Raw genomic sequence first — 19,690 nt, forward strand, 5'->3', positions numbered from 1 at the left:
TATATCCGTTATCCGTGGGTTGCTGATGTGCGGTCACTAAATGACGAGGTTTGTGGCCCGGTGGATCGTGCGCGCTTAGGGCGGTGGGCGATCCGTTGTTGGATAATCTGACAATTTTCCGCCCTTGTGGCTGCGTTTTTTCGCGTCAAGTCCTCCTTGGCGCTGAATTCGGCGAATTTTGGCGTCTTTTTGTCAAGGAATATTGTGTTGCGGGCAAGATGTGTCGCAAAAGTCCTTGTGGCTTCCGGCGAGTCGGACGTGCGTGCAAGTCCGTCGCTGACAGCGCCCGACGGCGTGGATGGGTGGTGAAAGCGCTGCCGCGGGGAGTGGACTTGCTCCCGTTTTTGTTTCTGAGATCGTTGATATGTTAATATCAGAAAGCCGTGGATAACCTATTATATATAGAGGAATGTCGTTCAAGCGAACGAATGCCTGTCAAAAACATAAGTAAAACTCATGAAAAAGAAAATTTATGTCGTTTTTGCTTGTCGGTTTTGATAAAATTACTTATCTTTGCAAAAAATTAAAAATCTCTTGTTGTCTGGAATAGAGAGAAAAAGAAAACAAATCGTATTATTGTTAACTTAATTAATTAGAGAGAGCTTATGGAAAAAAGAGTCACGATGCTTTTAGCCTCTATGGCACTCAGTACAGCGATGGCGATGGCGCAGACGAAAGTCAGCGGCACCATCCTCACCGCTGAGGGCGATCCCGTTGTGGGCGCCTCGGTACTGGTCGTAGGAACCAAGACAGGAACCGTCACCGATGTCGACGGACACTACCAGATGAGCATCCCGGCGGGGAGTACGCTGCGCATCTCTTACCTTGGCTTGAAAACCAAGACCGTCAAGGCTAAGGAAAACCAGACCGTCTATCTCGAAGCCGACAACACTACGCTCAACGACGTGGTGGTCACCGCCCTCGGCGTGTCGCGACAGAAGAAAGCCCTCGGCTATGCCGTCACAGAGGTGAAAGGCGAAGACCTGAACCTCAGCCGCGGCGGACTGAGCAACCCTGTCAACGCCTTGCAGGGAAAGATCGCCGGACTACAGATCTCCTCCGGTGCAGGTAGCATGGGCGGTAGTGCCAAGGTGCTTATCCGTGGCGCCAACTCTCTCACGGGCAACAACCAGCCGCTCTTCGTCGTCGACGGTGTGCCCATCGAGGGTCGTGACTACAACAGCTCGGAAACAGCCCGAGGTGCCGAGGGCTACGACTACGGCAACCTCGTGCAGGACATCAACCCCGACGACATTGAGAGCGTTTCTGTATTGAAGGGAGCTGCCGCCTCGGCACTCTACGGCAGCCGCGCCTCCAACGGCGTGGTGATGATCACTACCAAACACGCCCGTCAGCACGCTGGCTACGGCGTGGAATACTCCTCTACCATCGGCTTTGAGAGTGTCACCAAACTGCCAAAGCTCCAGAGCCAGTATGGTGGCGGCTATGGCTACGCAGGCGAGTATGCCCACGGCGACGAAGGCGACGACTTCTCCACACAGACCATCAACGGCAAGACTTACACCATCCCTGACTACGGCATGGACGAGAGCTGGGGTCCGAAACTCGACGGGCGTCAGGTGCTTTCATGGTACGACTTGCTCAAATGGCGCATCGGCGGCGAGCAGGGCGACCCGACCACATCGGCATGGAGCCCGGCGACAAGCGATGTCCGCGACTTCTTTAATACCGGTGTCAGCTATACGAATAATGTGGCAATCTCGCACGTCTACGACAACAGCGCCTACCGCATCTCCTATACCAACTCCTCGCTCAAGGGCTACGAGCCCAACAGCAGTCAGTATAAAAACATCTTCAACGTCAGCGGAAACATCACCAGCAAGGACAAGCGACTGAATGTCTTCACCACGGTCAACTATTTCAACAACCGCACCAAGGGACGCCAGGAAACTGGTTACGGCGACAACAACATCATGGTGAAGTTCACGCAGTGGGGCCAGCGGCAGCTCAATATGAACGAGCTCAAGGAACTCTATATCCAACCCGACGGCACACAGGGCTCGTGGAACATGGGTGGCTTTGACGATCCTACTATTCAGTTCCATAACAACCCCTACTGGAGTCGCTACAAAAACTATGAGAACGACTCCCGCGACCGTGTCTACGGCAATGCAGGCTTCAGCTATCAGATCCTCCCACAGCTCAAGGCACAGTACAAGGCCAACCTCGACTACTACTCCATGAAGCAGTATGAGCGCAACGCCGTGCACTCCCAGGAGCTGTCGAAATACAGAGAGGTGGCGCGCACTCAGTACGAGATCAACCATGAGTTCATGCTGATGTACAACCAGACTTTCCACGACGACTACAGCGTGTCGGCCAACCTCGGTGCCAACATCATGAAACGCCACTATGAGTACATCTACGGCGAGACCGTCGGCGGACTTGCTATTCCCGACTTCTACAACCTTGCCAACTCCATCTCCACGCCTCATGCCTACAACTACAAGCAGGAGAAGGCCATCAACTCGGTATTTGCCGATGTCACCCTCGGCTGGAAAAACATGCTCTACCTCGAGGGCACCGTCAGAACCGACAAGAGCTCGGCACTGCCCAGCGGCAACAACACCTATACCTATCCTTCGGTGACCGCCAGCTGGCTGTTCTCCGAACTGCTCAAGAAGCACCTGCCCTGGCTCAACTATGGTAAGCTGCGCGCCGGATATGCCGAGGTGGGCAACGACACCGACCCCTATCAGGTGGAGCAGACCTTCTTGCAGTACACCAACATCGACCCCTCCACACCGGGCTACCGTATGCAGAACACGCTCAACAACAAAGACCTGAAGCCTGAGCGCACCCACTCATGGGAGTTCGGTCTGGAGGCCAGCATGCTCGACGAGCGCCTCGGCTTCGATTTGACCTACTACACCACGACGACAAAAGACGAGATTCTTCCGCTGTCTGTCTCGGGTACGACAGGCTATATCTACAAAGTTGTCAACAGCGGTGAGATTCAGAACCACGGTATCGAGTTCGCTATCCACGGCACACCGGTCAAGACACACGACTTTGAATGGAACGCCTCGCTGACACTCGCCTCCAATAAGAACAAGGTGAAGAGCCTCACCGACGGTGTCGACTACCTGCGCTTGGGCACTGCCCCCTTCATGGTGGAAGTAGGAGCCTCGGTAGGTGAGGGCTACGGCATCATCAAGGGCACCGACTACCTCTATGACGAGTACGGACACAAACTCGTAGATCCCGAGACCGGACTCTATAAGGCTACGGCTGACAACCGCAACATCGGCAGCATCTATCCTGACTTCACGGGTGGTCTGGTCAACAGTTTCCGCTGGAAAAACTTCGACGCCAGCGTTCAGTTCGACTTCTCGCATGGCGGTCACTATTTCTCCACGACCCGTCTGTGGGGCTGCTACACCGGTATGTTTGAGGAGACCGCTGCCAACGGCGTGCGTGAGAAGGGTATGATCACCGACGGCTATGTGGCTGCCACAGACGCCAACGGCAACTATATCAAGAACGCCGACGGATCTTACAAAGTGGCTACCGACGCCAACGGCCAACCGGTGAAAAACACCAAGGTGGTCAGTGCCCGCGACTACTACGAGAACTACTACACGGGACCGGCTGCACAGAACGTGCTCCGCAGCGACTATATCAAACTGCGTGAAGTGTCGATTGGCTATACCTTCAAGATGCGCCCCAACTGGTTTGTCAAGGGGCTGCGCCTGAGTGCCTACGGCCGTAACCTCGCCGTTTGGGGACCCGACTGCAAGCACTTCGACCCGGAGATGATCGTCACCAGCAGTGGCAACGTGCAAGGTATCGAAGGTGGTGCCACGCCGATGGTGGCCAGCTATGGCTTTACGGTAAATGTCAAATTCTAATTACGGAGGATGAATCTATGAACAAAATACTCAGATATATGACGATCGGGGCTGTAGCCCTGACAACCTTTTCGTGCAGCGACATCGACAGCGTCAACGAGAATCCCAACTCGCCCGCTGACGTGCCCTCGAACATGGTCATGGAGGGTGCCGAGAAGTGGGCTATGGACAACATCTACGACCTCTGGTTCAGCGGACGCCAGTGCCTGACCTACAGTCAGCAGTGGGTGCAGCGCAACTACACCGAGGAGGACCGCTACCAGATACGTGAGACGGTGAACAACAGCTATTTCAACTATCTCTACATGGGACTGGCCAACTTCGACAAGGTCATCACCCTCAACACCGACGAGAAGTACAAAGCCACCAACTCGGCCTACGGCGCCAATGCCAACCAGATTGCCGCTGCCAAGATCATGAAGGTGTGGCTCATGGATGTCATCACCGACACATGGGGCAACGTGCCGTACTCTCAGGCCGGTAAACTTGAGAGCGAGGGCATGCTCTACGCGGTCTATGACTCGCAGAAGGACATCTATACCGAGATGATCAAGGAGCTCACCGACGCCGTCAACACCATCGACGTCAGCCAGCCAGCCTTCTCCTCCGGTGATGTCATCTTCGGCGGCAAAGCAGAGAAATGGAAGCGTTTCGGCAACTCGCTCAAGTGCCGCCTCGCCATCCATCTGTCCAAGGTGGATCCCAACTGGAAGACTTATATCCGGGAGGCCGTGGAGAGCGGCGTGATGCAGAGCAACGACGACGCGGCAAAGTTCACCTATTCCGCTTCCGGGTCGGACTACTGCCAGTTCTACGAGGGCTTCTATGTCGAGGGCCGCAACGACTTCTCCATCGCCCGTCCGCTGCTCTACCTGCTCAAGGGCGAGGCCGACGAGCTCAACCACAAGACGCATCCGTGGCCGGGAACGGTCGATCCGCGCCTGAGCATCTACACCTGTCCTAACGGCGACGGCGAGTACACGGGCATGCCGTTTGTCACGCCCACCGGCATCCAGGACAAGTTCCGCGCTTCCTCACCCGACTGGAAAAGCGGCCAGCCGCTGGCACTGACTCCAACCTACAGCGTGCCACTGATGACCTACGCTGAGCTGAAGTTCATCCTCTGTGAGTACAACGGTTATGACCGTCAGGACTATGAGGACGGCGTGCGCGCCAGCCTCGCATACTGGTACGCTCTGGCGGGCAAGACGCTGAGCGCCGCCGACGAGGATGCTTATGTCGCCGCCGTGTCGAAGAAGGTTGATGCCGAGAGCTGCGCTATCCAGAAATACCTCGACCTCTTCACCAATGGCACGGAGGCATGGACGGAGATTCGTCGCACCGGCTATCCTGAACAGCTCATGCGTCCGGGCGAGATCGCTTGCATCTATAAGGATCAGCCTGTGAAGTTCACACCGCTGTCCGACACCAAGGGCGACATCATCGAACGCGTGAAGTACCCCACCAACGAGAGTACGCTCAACGGTACGAACTTCAAGGAGGCAGTCGCCAAGCTCTCCGACGGCACGAACAACTACTACACGAAGATGTATTGGGACGTGCGCAAGAGCAGCTATGACCATCCGGCCAATAAATAACTTTTGAAAACGCGGCTATTGAGACGCAATGTTATACTGTTATACAAACTTGTTTGAATAGAAAGGCTATTCAGGGGGCGACGGGGAGTGATTCTTCGTCGCCTCTTTGCTTCTTATGCTCTTTTTGTCGCCCTAAGACAGTAATTTATGCTTGCAAGAGCTTTGATTTCTAAGTTTTTTTGTACTTTTGTGGTTGAAATTAAAAGAATTGGAACAAATTATCTTCTAATCGACATAAAGAAACGACACGATGAAAAAGAACTTAAAGACGGCAACCCTCTGCGTGCAAGGTGGCTACCAACCCAAAAACGGTGAACCTATTGAGGTGCCTATCATCCAAAGCACTACCTTCAAGTACGACGACTCCAATGAGATGGCACAGTTGTTTGACTTGAAGAAAGAGGGATACTTCTATACACGACTGCAGAACCCCACCAACGACGCGGTGGCGCAGAAAATCGCACAGCTCGAAGGCGGCGTGGGCTGCGTGCTCACTTCGAGCGGACAGGCGGCAAACTTCTATGCCGTGTTCAACATCTGTGAGGCCGGCGATCACATTGTGGCCTCCAACGAGATCTATGGCGGCACGTTCAACCTCTTTGGCGTGACGATGAAGAAACTCGGCATCGAGTGCACCTTTGTCAATCCCGATGCCTCGGAGGAAGAACTGCAGGCTGCCTTCCGTCCCAACACTAAGTTACTTTTCGGCGAAACGATTTCCAACCCTGACTGCGCCGTGCTCGACATCGAGAAGTTCGCTCGTGTGGCCCACCGCAACGGCGTGCCTCTGATTGTCGACAACACTTTCGCCACACCGGTCAACTGCCGTCCCTTTGAGTGGGGCGCAGACATCGTGACGCACTCCACCACGAAATATATGGATGGAACGGCTTCGCAGGTCGGTGGCGCTGTGGTGGACAGCGGCAACTTCGACTGGATGGCACATGCCGAGAAGTTCCCGGGACTCTGCACACCCGATGAGAGCTACCACGGGCTCACCTATGTCAAGGCCTTCGGCAAGATGGGATATACCACCAAGCTTGTGGCTCAACTCATGCGCGACCTGGGCAGCATACCGGCGCCGATGAACTCTTTCATTTTGAACCTCGGCCTACAGACGCTGCACCTGCGCATGGCCCAGCACTGCAAAAACGCGCAGGCCGTGGCAGAGTTCCTGCATGACGACCCGCGCGTGGCTTGGGTGCACTACTCCGGACTGAAAGACGACCGCTATCACGAGCGTGCCATGAAATACATGCCTAAAGGCAGTTGCGGTGTGATCGCCTTCGGCTTGAAGGGAGACCGCGACACTGCCGTGAAGTTCATGGACTCGCTGCAGATGATCAACATTGTCACGCACGTGGCCGACGCCCGCAGCTGTGTGCTGCATCCAGCCAGTCACACCCACCGCCAGCTGACCGACGAGCAACTCAAGGCCGCCGGCATCGCCCCGGATCTCATCCGTCTGTCTGTGGGAATCGAGGATGTGGACGACATCCTCGACGACATCAAGCAGGCTCTGGACCAGATTGGTGTCGGAAAATAAGTCTCTGAGACATATTGCGGCGATACGCAATCAGTAAGATTGAAGTTAGCTATAAGATTTAGCAGATCTTTAGAACGGGAGCGTTATGATTTATATCATTAGGAACCAACATGAATACGGACCCTACGAGGCGCCTGATATTGCAAGATACGTAGAAGAGGGACGGTTGCTGCTCAACGACCGGGCACGCGACGCGGAGTCTGGGGTCGAGGGCACGGTAGAGGAGCTGCTCGCCGTGCGCGGCATCCGCCCGCGTGTGCGCAACCGCGGCTCACTCATGGAGCAGCTCAGATATATCGGGCACGCGTTTATCTTTCCCAAGGACGACATGGAGCGGCACCATATCATGGAGGACAAGCGGTTGCTCATCCTTGCCATCGTTGGGCTGTCGCTGTCCATTATCATGTTGTTGCCCATCGGCGGTTATCTCGTCTTCTATGCCGTGAGCCTCTATTTCGCCACCGTTTGGGGACTGTTCTTCGCCTATTTCTTCCGCACGCGACAGATCAGCAAGAGCAAGGCCGTCTCCACATTCTTCCTCACACAGCTCGGCGTATTCGTCATCTTCTCGGGACTCAACGAGTTGAATTTCTTCTACGCCTTCACCTCGGCGCCCTTCCCGCTGAGCATCTTAGGCTATATCCTCGGCATCGGACTGACCGAGGAGTTCGCCAAGATGATCCCTCTGCTCGTCTTGGAGCGACGGGCTCGCGAGCCGCAGCTACCGCAGACGATGGTGTTCTATGGTCTTATGGCGGGTATAGCCTTCGGCGTTTTCGAGGGCGTGCAGTATCAGACGTCGATCAACATCCGTGCCGACTACACCACGGCTTTTGTGCTGAACATCGCCCGACTGACGTCTCTGCCTTTTCTCCATGCCGTGTGGGCAGGTATCTGCGGTTACTTCGTGGGCATGGCCGGACTCTATCCACAGTATCGCAAATCGCTCTATGTGCTGGCGCTGGCCATACCCGCTACGCTCCACGGCCTCTACGACCTGTTTGCCGGCAACTTCTATCTCGTCTCTCTGGTCATCGCCTTCCTGAGCGTCTTCCTTCTCATGGCTTATCTCAGAAGAAGTAATGCGCTGAGAGAGAGACTCAGAGGGTAGGCTCGCACATATCCTATGTTAAGAAAATCATAGGTATATCAATGACATTGTGTTCGCTGATATGTTATATGAAAAGGAGAAGGAGCAGGCTGGCCTACATACATAGAAAAAACCATCCCTTTCTCACGAAAAGGATGGTCTGGATAGTTGAATAAAAAAGCTGTTGTAACTAACGAACGATATATATTTCTTTACACATGCAAAGGTATAGATTTTATCTCATTTGCCCAAATGTTTTGTGCAGAATTATTCTATTTTTCAACTAATATGCATTTTTCATCAACAAACAGCAATCTGTATTAAGGTAAGATGTGGGCAGTGACATAAAGTTATAAGAAGCGAATCTTTTAGGGCTAAAAGCAAGCAACAGACGACATAAATGTTGCTGCTTTGTTTTGTATTTCTCTTTCTTCCCGTTGACTTTGCATAATCATGTATATATGTTTTGGGATATAGTAAACGAGATTATATTCTCGAGCGCTGATAATCCCGCGGCGACATGCCGTACATATTCTTGAACATCGTGGAGAAGCTGGCCGAGTTGGAGAAGCCGCAGGCGTACATCACCTCGGTGATGCTCTGCTTCGGATCCTCGAGCAGGCGGGCAGCTTGCTTCAGTCGCAGATTCTTGATGAAGTTGTGCGGTGTCTGGTTGGTGAGCTCCTTCATCTTTCTATAGAGGTGCACACGGCTGATGCCCACACGATCCGCGATGTCGTCGACGCCAAGGTCAGAGTTGCTGAGATTGTCGTTGATGACATCCATGATGCGCTGCATGAACTTGTCGTCGGGTGTCTGCACGTCTACCTTGGTGACCCTGTCAGCCTGGTCCTCCTGGCCGGTGAACTTGTTCTTCAGCGTACGGCGCACGGCGAGGAGGTTGGCGATGGTGCGGCGCAGGATATCCATGTTGAACGGCTTCACCACATAAGCGTCGGCACCGGTCTCCAAGCCCTCCATGCGGTCCTCGTCACGGCTCTTGGCGGTGAGCAGGATGACGGGCAGGTGGTTGGTGTTGATGTTTGACTTGAGCTTTGTGCAGAGCGTGATGCCGTCCATCTCAGGCATCATCACGTCGCTGATGACCAGGTTCGGCATGTCCTTAAGGATTTCAGCGAGCGCCACCTTGCCGTTGGGATAGTAGCGGACGTTGTATTCATTGCTCAGCTCGGTCTGCAGATAGCTGGCGATCTCGTCGTCGTCCTCCACGATGGCTATCGTAGGCTTGCTATTGTCGTCGCGTGAGGCTATCGGGTGCACGAGTGGGTCAGCCTCCATGTCCTTGAGTTCCTGAGCCAGCTGCTTGTCGGCCTCACTGTTATCGTGCTGCGTTGCAGCCATGCTGCCGTCGTCGGCGAGCATCTCCTCGGGCTTGAGATGGCTGTTGCCCAAGGGCAGGGTGACGATGAAACAGGAGCCCGGCCCGTCGCTGTTGTTGCGCGCGGTGATCGTGCCATAGTGGAGTTCCACGAGCGAACGGGTGAGGTCGAGACCAATACCCGTACCCGTGTTGCGCTCTCCCATGCTGGTAGGACTCTGATAGAAGCGCTGGAAGATCGTCTCGAGTTTATCTTTCGGAATACCGCAGCCCGTGTCGCGCACGGTGATAATGGCCTCGGCCTCGGTATGTGTCAGGCTGATATTTACATCGCCACCCGTCGGCGTAAACTTAAAGGCGTTGGAGAGCAGGTTCATGATCACCTTGTCGAAGTTGTCGCGGTCCACCCACACGGGGAGCATATCGCTGTCGTGGTGGAAGGCGAAGTGTATCTTCTTGATGTTGGCCTGCTGCTGGAAGAGCTGGACTTCGTCGTCGATAAAGCTGACCATATTGGTTTTCTGCATGTGCATGACCATCTTTCCCTTGTCGATCTTGCGGAGGTCCATCATTTGGTTGACGAGGTGAAGGATACGCTCTGCATTGCGGCGCATGAGCGAGTAGGTGTTTTGTCGCTGCGGGTCGCGGTCGGTCTTGATGAGCGAGAGCAGCGGTGTGATGATCAGCGTGAGCGGGGTGCGGATGTCGTGGCTGATGTTGACGAAGAAGCGCAGCTTGGCCTCGCCCATCTCCTCGGCATGAATATGCTCCTGGAGGGTGAGGTGCTCCTGCTCCTTACGCTTGCGATAGGCAAGATAAGCATAGAAGGCCCAGACCAGCAAGACCAGATAGACGAACTTGGCAGGCCAGGAAGCGTACCACGCCGGACGGATCTCGACTGTGAATTCCTCTACGGACGACGACTGCCCGTTGTAGAGTGCTTTGATGCGGAACTGATATTTACCGGCAGGCAGATGGGCGAAGGACAGTACATTCTGTCCCTGTGCCAACGTCTTCCATCCCTCGTCGTTGATGCTGTAGGCGTAGGTCACCTGCTCCACATTATTATATGTGAGTGTCGTCAGCTCCAATGAGAAGCTGTTGTCGTCCTGTGCCAGGGAGAAGAGATGGGAATCGTAGCAGGGCTTCTCGGTGATGGTAAACCATCCCGACTTCATTCCCGGTGCCACAGGCTCATTGCCTACGATGAAGCGTGAGATTTGCACTACGCCTTTCCACGGTGTGCGGCCGATGCGCGAAGGGTCGAAGACGTTGATGCCGCCCGGTCCGCCGACGAGCATACGTCCGTCGGTCGAGAGCGAGACAGCACCGTCGCTGAACTCATTGCTTTGCAGGCCATTGCCGACAAAGAAGCTTTGGGTCTTTCCCGTGCGCATGTCCATGCAGCAGAGGCCGTGGAGCGTACCGAGCCACAGCCGTCCCTGACGGTCCTCCTGCATGAAGGCCACGCTGTTGTCGGGCAGTCCCTGCCGTACGGTATAGACGAGCGGCTTGCGCCAGTGATCCTTGTCGTGGCAGTAGAGCACGTCGTTGCTGCCCACCCACACGCGGTCGCGGCTGTCGACATAGAGGCTGTGGGCAAACGATCCCTGGTCGACACTGTTCACGCCGAAGGTACTCACCCAACTGTCGCGCTTGAGGTCGAGGCAGGCCAAGCCCACCGAGTTGGCCACGAAGAGGCGGCTGCCGTCGCGTGAGAAAGCCAGCTTGAAGAGAAAGTTGTTGGGCAGGCTATTTACTTTCAGGTTGTTGTCGGCACCTTTTGCCATCGTACAGTGACGCCGGGTACCGTCAGGCCGGATCATCACGAGGCCGTTGCCAAGTGTTGCCAGCCAGATGTTTCCCTTTGCGTCGCATTTGATGTCGAAGACACTCACCCCTTGTCCGAGGTCCACGGGATGGTAGTTGCCACCTTCGAGATAGCCACAGCCTTCGAGATAACTGCCGATCCAGACTCTGTGGCGATTGTCGAGACAAAGCGCCTCAACAGTATTGGGGAAGGCATAGTGCCGGAGTTGCTTGCCCATGGCATCGAGAAGATAGAGGCCGTCGCGGTCAGTTCCCACCCACATCGTGCCGCCCTCGCCGAAGAGCACACGCGTGACACAGTTGCCGCCGATGGGGTTGGTGTTGCCAGCCCGGTAGCCGACATAGCCAAAGTCAAAGGCGAGCGAGGGCTGCATGTAGAGTCCTTTCTGTAGCATTGTCATCCACACGTTACCCTGCCGGTCCTGGATGATGGAGTTGACTTTGCCCGTGGTGAGGTCGATACGGTTGGAATAGAACGGGTTGTTGACCACGAGGCCGATGGAAGGCTGATAGGAATACAGGCCATAACCGTCGCAACCTACATACACTTTGCCCGAGGGTGCGACAAAGACACACGACACCGAGAGCTTGCCCAACGCGCTGATCTGCGTGAACGGAGCCACACCGCCGCGCGAGAAATAGACACCGTCGTCCGTAGTACCGGCATAGACGTTGCCCTGAGCGTCGCAGGCAATGGACGACACAGACTGATTGCCGCCCATCGGAAACCGCTGTGTCAGCCGGCCCTGAGCATCCTGACACAACAGGTGCCCGTCCTCGGTGTTGATCCACAGACGCCCCAGCCGGTCCTCTGCCATCCGACGGATGTATTTCAACTTGCTGACAGCACCTTTCACCGGACGGCAAACATAGTCCCCTGCCTTACCCGTGGGCTGAAGGATGCCGTAGCCCGACGTACCGATGAGCACCTGACCATTGTGCCGCACGACGATGTCGTTGACGTAGGTCTTGATGATCTTATGCTGATCGTTGTAGATTTTGTATGCGTGAAACTGCTGTCCGTCGAAGCTCAACAGTCCTTTGTTCGAGCCCAAAAGGATGTTGCCCTGACGGTCCTGCTCCACCTTATTAATATAGTTACTGTCGAAACCACGTGCTCCGGCATTGTCGCGGTTGATCACAACAAAGTGATAGCCGTCGAAAAGATTCAAGCCATTGCGCGTAGCAATCCAGATGAAGCCACGACTGTCTTGGAACACCTGATTGGCAAAACTGCTCGACAAGCCGTTCTCGGTGTTGTAGAGCTTTCCGGTCTGAGCCTCCGCGACGGCGGAAGTCAGTAATAGGATAAGGAAAAGAAGAGTCTGTTTAAGGTTCCGCATGATGATTTTAATCTGTGTCGATAACAAGTTGTTTGTTATTCAGGTTCTGAGAGGTACGACACGCCGGAGTACGGGATGTACGTAGGAACTGCCGCGTCCCCTCGTTTTATAGTTACAAAGATAGTAAAAAATGGTGAGTCCCTATAGCTTTATCACGAAAAAGTGCCTGAAAAAACGTATCACAAAGTAAATGTTACACTGTGAAACGATTTTCAAAACTCTATGAGACTAATAACAAAGTAGTATTAAGATGAATGTCGTAATTTTGCAGCAGAAATCAAATCTCCCAAATATGAAAACGACAAAAACTGCTTTAACTACTCTCATGTTCATGGCAGCGCTCGGTGCCAACGCCCAGCAGCTGACCTTGCAACTCGACAAAGCCCAGAAGGCGGTAAGCCCGACACTATATGGTATCATGACCGAGGAGATCAACTTCTCCTATGAAGGCGGTCTCTACGCTCAGATCCTGCGCGACCCCTCTTTCCGTGAGGATGCCAATGGACAACGTCGCAACCCATGGACGCCCTGGCATTCGGGCGGTCCGAAATACTGGCTGGCAACAGACACGCTGGCCTCACAGCTCACGCTCACGCAGAAGGGCGGATACAACCGTGCCAACCCCGCGGTGCTGAAATGGAAAGCGAAGGCTGGAGCAAGCATTGCCAACGGCGGATTTTGGGGCGTACCCGTCCGCGCGAAAGAACATTATAAAGGATATGTCATCGCCAAAGCTGAGAAAGGCAGCGGCGCTTCGCTCACGCTGAGCCTCGTCAGCAACGACGGCAAGACGGTCTTTGCCTCCACAAAGATCGACGGACTCGGGGAGAACTGGCAGAAGAAGAGCTTCGAGCTGACGGTTCCAGAGAAGGTCAAGGCCACGAAGGACGCACGCTTTGTCATCACCGCTGATAATGAGGGAACGTATGACTTGAGCAAAACGGTGCTCTTCCCTGAGACGTTCAACAACCGGCCTAACGGACTCCGCAAGGATCTCATGGAGATGATGTGCCAGATGAAGCCAAAGTTCCTGCGCTTCCCCGGCGGCAACTATGTCGAGGGCAATGACTTCCGCAACCGCTTCGACTGGAAGCGCACCATCGGCGATCCCGATGAGCGACCGGGTCACATGAGTCCTTGGGGCTATCGCTCTACCGACGGTCTCGGCTTGCTGGAGTTTCTGGAGTGGGCTGAGGACTGTGGCGCTGAGCCTATTCTCGCTGTCTTCGCCGGTTACACGCTCAGCGGCGACCACCTCACTGCCGACTACATCGACGGCTTCGTTCAGGATGCCCTTGACGAGATCGAGTATGTCACGGGCGGTCCTGAGACCAAGTGGGGCGCACAGCGTGTGCGCGACGGTCATCCCGAGCCGTTCCCTCTGCACTATGTGGAGATCGGCAATGAGGACTTCTTCGACGAGAGCGGCTCTTATGCCGGACGCTATAAAAAGTTCTACGAGGCCATCAAAGCCAAGTATCCTCAGCTGCAGCTTATCTCTACCGCTGATCAGAAGATGGTGGAGCGCTGGGCACAGGAGACAGGTGTGACCGGACTGAAGTTCGATGTCATCGATGAGCACTACTATCGCAGTACGGGTGACATGTATGCGGCTGCCAACCAATACGACAAATACGACCGCAAGGGACCGAAGATCTTCTGCGGTGAGTGGGCTGCACGCGAGGGCAAGCCGACGACAAACATGAATGCGGCGCTTGGCGATGCTGCCTGGATGACGGGCATGGAGCGCAACGCTGACCTGCTGATCGGTCACTGCTACGCACCGCTTTTCGTCAACGTCAGCAAAGGCGGCATGCAATGGGAGAGCGACCTCATCGGATACGACGCGCTCAACGCCTACGGCTCGCCTTCCTACTACGCTCAGTGTATGTTCGCCCAGAATGTGGGCAACCGCATTGTGCCGATGACCGACAAGGACATGCCAACAATGGAATACGAGGGTAAGAAGCTGCCGCAGCTGTACTACTCGGCAACGACCGACACACAGTCGGGACATACATACCTGAAGGTTGTCAACGGCGGAAAGACAGCACAGACGCTCACCGTCACCGTCAGCGGGGGCAAGGTAGCCGGCAAGGGTACCATCACCACGCTCAAGGCTGCCAAGCCCGAGGACACCAACTCCATCGACAACCCCAAGCATGTCGTGCCGGTGACCGCCAAACAGAAGACCGGCAAGACCTTCAAGGTGGTGCTCGCGCCGCTGTCGGTCAATGTGATCAAGATGTGATTTATTAGTGATATATATGTGATTTAGGCATTACAACGAAATGACTTTGTTATGATTAACATGTGATTAGCATAGCTTCATAATAATGCTATAAGTTTAGGTTTTTTTAAAGTGTAAAGTTAGGTTACAAGATGTTATGTAGGTTCGCTGTACTTACTTTTTTTCAGTAAGACAGATGATTTTAATGATTCCTGAGGCTCTCCGTAGTGATTACGGGGGGCCTTGATTGTGTTTTAAGAAGTTGGTGTCAATCTGCGACAACCTTGAAATCACTGACAGTCCCTGTCTTGGACGAGAAGCAACAAGCAATCTTGTATACTTTTCTTTGGTCGTTGGCATACTCACGGGCATATCCCATAGCATCGATCTGAGCAAGCGCCTCGTCAGCGGGACGGTCGAGTTTATACTCAAAGATATAGACAAAGTCAGGTGTTTCCACCACGCAGTCAGCACGTCCTTCCGACGTTTCCTTCTCGTGATAAACGGTGTAGCAGCCCACCATGCGCATGAGCAGATAGACGGTGTACTGGAAATAGCGTTCTTTCTCACGCTCATTCTCGTGACGCCGTGCTGAATAAGGGATGCTGGCAAGGAAAGCAGTAAGTGCCCGCTCAAAGGTTTCCAAATCACCACGTCCCAAAGCGTCGGTAGTCTCAGAGAGCCAAGAGAAACTGTCCTCCTTGGATTGTAAATAGCTGTTGGTCACCAGCGTGAGAAAACCTTGTGCAACCTCTACATTGGGAAAGTCGAGTTTGTAGGTCTCATTACCGATGATGCTCTTGCGTATTGCCTTAATAGTAAGATACCCACTTTGGTAGATCATTGGTAATGGCATTTCCACATCGGCCTTATAGTCTATGAACTGCGCTGGAAAATAGTACTTTCCTACCATCTCATTGAGATTCTCATGGGAATGATTGAGCAATCGGATGAGATAGGTCGGCGTTCCACTCTGAAACCAATAATCGCCCAGATTCTGTTTTGCGAGCGCATTCAAGATACTAAAAGGATTATAGATGTCCGTGAGTTTCGGTCCAAAATGATAACCGTCATAGTGCACTTTCAACAGTTGCAACGTTTTCTCATAGGAATATTCCAATGTCTCTGCCATATCCTGAATGGAAGATGCAAAGACCTCAGACAATTCCTTTTCCGTGATACCGCATAGTGCCTCGTATTCACGAGACATGCTGATATCATTGGGCTGGTTGAATCCACTGAACACGCTTACTTGCGAGAACTTGGTCACGCCGGTAAGCATGACGAATCGAAGATCGGCATCCGCCTTTTTGAAAACAGAATAGAAAGCCTTCAATGTGTCACGGTTGAAATCTTCTACGAGGATCTCTTGGGTATTGTCCTTCACTTTCGCACCCGTGTCAAGCACGTCTAACAAAGGCTTGTCATATTCGTCCACAAGAACTACGCATGGCAATCCTGTTTGCCGGTGGGCTTGGCTGAGCACATAAGCAAAGCGGTCTCCTATAGTTTCACTGTAAGGATATCGTCCCCAAACACGTTCGTATTCTGTGATATATCCTTCAATGACTTTATAAAGATTGTCTCTGTTGAGAAAGTCATAGCCATTAAAGTCTATATGAAACACCGGATACTTCTTCCAGTCTTTCTCCTTGGTGTCAATTTTCAATCCTTTGAACAGTTCTTTCCTGCCCTCGAAATAGCATTTCAAGGTTGACAGAAGCAGAGACTTGCCAAAGCGGCGGGGACGGCTGAGAAAATAGATCTTTCCCTCATTGGCCAGTTTATAGACCAAGTCGGTTTTGTCCACATAAACAAAGCCGCCCTCTATGATCTGCTCAAAAGTTTGAATACCGATAGGATACTTCATGTTGCCGCGTATTTAGTTACTTGCAAATTTAGGATAAATAATCGACATCACAAAGATATAGCTGTGGTTTTTGTTTGTTTCAACGATGGCTTGAAGGTTAATGTGTATTTGTTTAGGCGAGCAAGAACGTCCATGAACCCAAGGGAAGCAATCCCTCTTCAATAATTCATGAGCCATCGCGGTTGTCATCGTATGGCGTCCTATAACCCTTTTCCGTCGACCCTTATCGCGATTCCGATACGCAAAAAGTCTTTTCTCATGTCAGTTTTCTCGGATTTTATGCTTACCTTTGCGAGCCTTAGGTGAAAGATGATGACTGCATCATACTACCACATCATAACAATCTCAACTTTCTAAAGTTGAGATTCTACCAATATAATTCCAACACTACCATTTTCCTTTCATAGATTTATTAGCACAACAATATGAACATCAACTTCAGACAACTGACGCTCAGCACTGCCCTGGCGCTTGCCTTCGGCCTGCCGGTCTGCGCTCATAACAGCGGCGGCGGCTTCGAAGCCAGCCACATCAGCGTGACGCGCAAGGACTCTACCGTCCACAACGACTCCATCACAAAGAAGAAGTCCGCGGACAAAGCCAAGAAAGACACCACAGCCGCCAAGAAGGAAAACGCCTACGACAAACTCATGAAGAAAGGCGGATCGGTACGTAACGGACTCTTCACCGTGCGACATATCGAGGATAAATGGTATTTTGAGGTGCCACAACGCATCACCGACCGCATGCTCTTGGCTGTGACACGTTTCACCTCGGTGCCGCAGGCCTTCAAGGAACTGCCCGGTGAGGAGGTCAACCACAGCACCATCTATTTCGAAAAGCGTGATGACAAGACGCTGCTCCTCCGCGCCTATGCCAAGACACAGGTCGCCGACGACAAGGAACAGATGGCGCAACTCGTCGAAAAGTCGACGATCGACCCCATCGTGGCGAAGTTCGACATCATCGGAAAGAATCCCAAGACCGGTGACATGCTCGTGGAGGTGAGTAAGTTCTTCGTTCAGGACAACAACATCTTCGGACTCTCGTCGTCTGACCGCAAGGTTGTCAACGTCACGGCCTTGCAGGCTGACCGTAGCTTCATTGACACGATGACGGTCTATCCCATCAACGTCGAGGTGAGGACGCTGCGCACCTATAGCTGTCCCGACGGCAGGATGCCGGCGTCAAGGACCGGTTTTGCCACCGTCGGCATGAACACGAGCATTGTGCTCCTGCCCGAGAAGCCGATGCAGCCACGTATCGCCGACAACCGTGTAGGATTTTTCGAGACGCGTCAGACACGCTTCTCCGACGGTGCGCCCTCGAAAGGCTACGCCATCATCAACCGCTATCGCCTGGAGCCCAAGGATCCGAAGGCCTATAAACAGGGCAAGCTCGTGGAACCGAAAAAGCAGATCGTCTACCACATCGACCCGGCAACGCCAAAGAAATGGGTGCCCTATCTCATCGCCGGCATCAACGACTGGAACGCTGCCTTTGAGGCTGCCGGATTTAAAAACGCCATCGTTGCCCGTGAAGTGCCCAAGGGCAGCGACATCAGTCCCGACGACGCACGCTACTGTTTCCTGCGCTATCTGCCTTCCGAAACGGAGAACGCCTATGGTCCGCGCATCGTTGACCCGCGCAGCGGCGAGATCATCGAGAGCCATATCTGCTGGTATCACAACGTGATGAACCTCGTACGCAAATGGTATATCACCCAGTGCGGGCCGCTCGACAAGCGTGCGCAGACCATGCAACTGCCCGACAAGCTCATGGGCGAGCTCATCCGCTTTGTCTCTTCCCATGAGGTCGGCCACACGCTGGGACTGCGCCACAACATGATCGCCAGCAGTGCCACACCCGTGGAGAAGCTCCGCGACAAGAAGTGGGTGGAGGCCAATGGCCACACGGTGAGCATCATGGACTATGCCCGCTTCAACTATGTGGCTCAGCCCGAGGACGGCGTGTCGGAGCGCGGACTGTTCCCACGCATCAATGTCTACGACAAATGGGCCATCAAATGGGGCTACCAGTATCGTCCGGAATTCAAGGATCCATGGAAAGAAGCCAAGCAGCTCCGCACAGAAGTCAGCGAGGCGCTCAGCCACGACCATCGACTGGCCTACTGCGGTGACGAGGGACGAGGGCAGGATCCACGCAGCCAGACCGAGAGCCTCGGCGACGACAATATGAAAGCCAGCGACTATGGCATCAAGAACTTGAAGCGCGTCATCGCTCATCTCGAAAAATGGACGGCACAACCCGACGGTCAGTACGACGATCTCGAAGAGATGCATAAGTCCGTGCGCTCGCAGTTTGCCCGCTATTGTCTCCATGTGCAGCGCAACATCGGCGGCATGTATACCAACACGATCCCCGGCATGCCCGTCACGGAAGTCGTTCCCCGCGACGTGCAGAAGGAAGCCATCGACTGGTGTGCCCGCAATGTCTTCGAAGCTCCGCTGTGGCTCTATCCCACGAGCATCTGTACGAAACTCAACCTCGACGCTGAGGACGAGATCGTGAACCGGGCCCGCACACTCGTCTCCTACCTGATCTCCTCCAACATGGTGGCCAACCAGTACAAGAAGAGCCAGCGTGCGCTCAAGCCCTATCCCGTGCAGGAATATCTCACCGACGTCTTCCACGCTGTGTGGAAGCCGTTGGGAAAGGAAGGCGACAAGCAGGACTACTATCGCCGTCAGCTCGAGCGTGCTTACGTCAACACGCTCAACCAGGCCATCAACGCGGATCCGTCGAAGGACAAGAGCACGCTTAGCCTCAATGCCGCCAACTCCGACGCCCGTCTCTTCCTGCTCCAGCATCTCGACACCGTGGAGTCGTTCTGCCGCAAACAGCAGTCGTCTCAGCCCTCCACCAGCCTCAACGCCCTCCACTATGCTGAGCTGATCCACGAGATAGCGATGATCCGCAAGAAATACGATAAGGCGGAGTAATGAAATATC

Annotated in this window: 8 protein-coding genes; 6 read left to right on the forward strand and 2 right to left on the reverse strand. The window is 53.8% G+C overall.

What is annotated here, in order from left to right; genetic code table 11:
- Nucleotides 1-605 precede the first annotated feature (605 nt).
- The 4 genes from NG346_RS04650 to NG346_RS04665 all read left to right on the forward strand — a co-directional run bounded on the left by NG346_RS04650 (nt 606) and on the right by NG346_RS04665 (nt 8,127).
- On the forward strand, nt 606-3,872 hold the full coding sequence (locus tag NG346_RS04650; RefSeq protein WP_262279225.1) for a SusC/RagA family TonB-linked outer membrane protein: 3,267 nt from the start codon (nt 606-608) through the stop codon (nt 3,870-3,872).
- Nucleotides 3,873-3,889: 17 nt separating this feature from the next.
- Entirely contained in the window at nt 3,890-5,470 is a 1,581-nt protein-coding gene (locus tag NG346_RS04655; protein ID WP_262279226.1) for a SusD/RagB family nutrient-binding outer membrane lipoprotein, read from the forward strand.
- Between the two features lie 250 nt (nt 5,471-5,720).
- Nucleotides 5,721-7,016, forward strand: coding sequence for an O-acetylhomoserine aminocarboxypropyltransferase/cysteine synthase family protein (locus NG346_RS04660; RefSeq protein WP_262279227.1), 1,296 nt, complete (start codon nt 5,721-5,723; stop codon nt 7,014-7,016).
- An 85-nt stretch (nt 7,017-7,101) separates the two neighbouring features.
- On the forward strand, nt 7,102-8,127 hold the full coding sequence (locus NG346_RS04665) for a PrsW family intramembrane metalloprotease (RefSeq protein ID WP_262279228.1): 1,026 nt from the start codon (nt 7,102-7,104) through the stop codon (nt 8,125-8,127).
- A gap of 465 nt (nt 8,128-8,592) precedes the next feature.
- Here the strand turns inward: NG346_RS04665 and NG346_RS04670 are convergent, their stop codons facing one another.
- Nucleotides 8,593-12,618 (reverse strand): two-component regulator propeller domain-containing protein, encoded by a 4,026-nt coding sequence (locus NG346_RS04670; protein ID WP_262279229.1) that lies wholly within the window; start codon nt 12,616-12,618, stop codon nt 8,593-8,595.
- A 292-nt stretch (nt 12,619-12,910) separates the two neighbouring features.
- Between NG346_RS04670 and NG346_RS04675 the strand changes: the two genes are divergently transcribed.
- On the forward strand, nt 12,911-14,869 hold the full coding sequence (locus tag NG346_RS04675; RefSeq protein WP_262279230.1) for an alpha-L-arabinofuranosidase C-terminal domain-containing protein: 1,959 nt from the start codon (nt 12,911-12,913) through the stop codon (nt 14,867-14,869).
- A 247-nt stretch (nt 14,870-15,116) separates the two neighbouring features.
- Here the strand turns inward: NG346_RS04675 and NG346_RS04680 are convergent, their stop codons facing one another.
- Entirely contained in the window at nt 15,117-16,718 is a 1,602-nt protein-coding gene (locus NG346_RS04680) for an ATP-binding protein (RefSeq protein WP_262279231.1), read from the reverse strand.
- 425 nt (nt 16,719-17,143) lie between these two features.
- Between NG346_RS04680 and NG346_RS04685 the strand changes: the two genes are divergently transcribed.
- Nucleotides 17,144-19,681 (forward strand): zinc-dependent metalloprotease, encoded by a 2,538-nt coding sequence (locus NG346_RS04685; RefSeq protein WP_262279232.1) that lies wholly within the window; start codon nt 17,144-17,146, stop codon nt 19,679-19,681.
- Nucleotides 19,682-19,690: the final 9 nt, after the last annotated feature.

This window comes from Hallella absiana, assembly GCF_025457485.1.
GTDB lineage: Bacteria > Bacteroidota > Bacteroidia > Bacteroidales > Bacteroidaceae > Prevotella > Prevotella absiana.

Excerpts from the sequence above, each read along its gene's own strand:
- NG346_RS04650 (WP_262279225.1), top strand. The coding sequence starts at position 606 with ATGGAAAAAAGAGTCACGATGCTTTTAGCCTCTATGGCACTCAGTACA.
- NG346_RS04655 (WP_262279226.1), top strand. The coding sequence starts at position 3,890 with ATGAACAAAATACTCAGATATATGACGATCGGGGCTGTAGCCCTGACA.
- NG346_RS04660 (WP_262279227.1), top strand. The coding sequence starts at position 5,721 with ATGAAAAAGAACTTAAAGACGGCAACCCTCTGCGTGCAAGGTGGCTAC.
- NG346_RS04665 (WP_262279228.1), top strand. The coding sequence starts at position 7,102 with ATGATTTATATCATTAGGAACCAACATGAATACGGACCCTACGAGGCG.
- NG346_RS04670 (WP_262279229.1), bottom strand. The coding sequence starts at position 12,618 with ATGCGGAACCTTAAACAGACTCTTCTTTTCCTTATCCTATTACTGACT.
- NG346_RS04675 (WP_262279230.1), top strand. The coding sequence starts at position 12,911 with ATGAAAACGACAAAAACTGCTTTAACTACTCTCATGTTCATGGCAGCG.
- NG346_RS04680 (WP_262279231.1), bottom strand. The coding sequence starts at position 16,718 with ATGAAGTATCCTATCGGTATTCAAACTTTTGAGCAGATCATAGAGGGC.
- NG346_RS04685 (WP_262279232.1), top strand. The coding sequence starts at position 17,144 with ATGAACATCAACTTCAGACAACTGACGCTCAGCACTGCCCTGGCGCTT.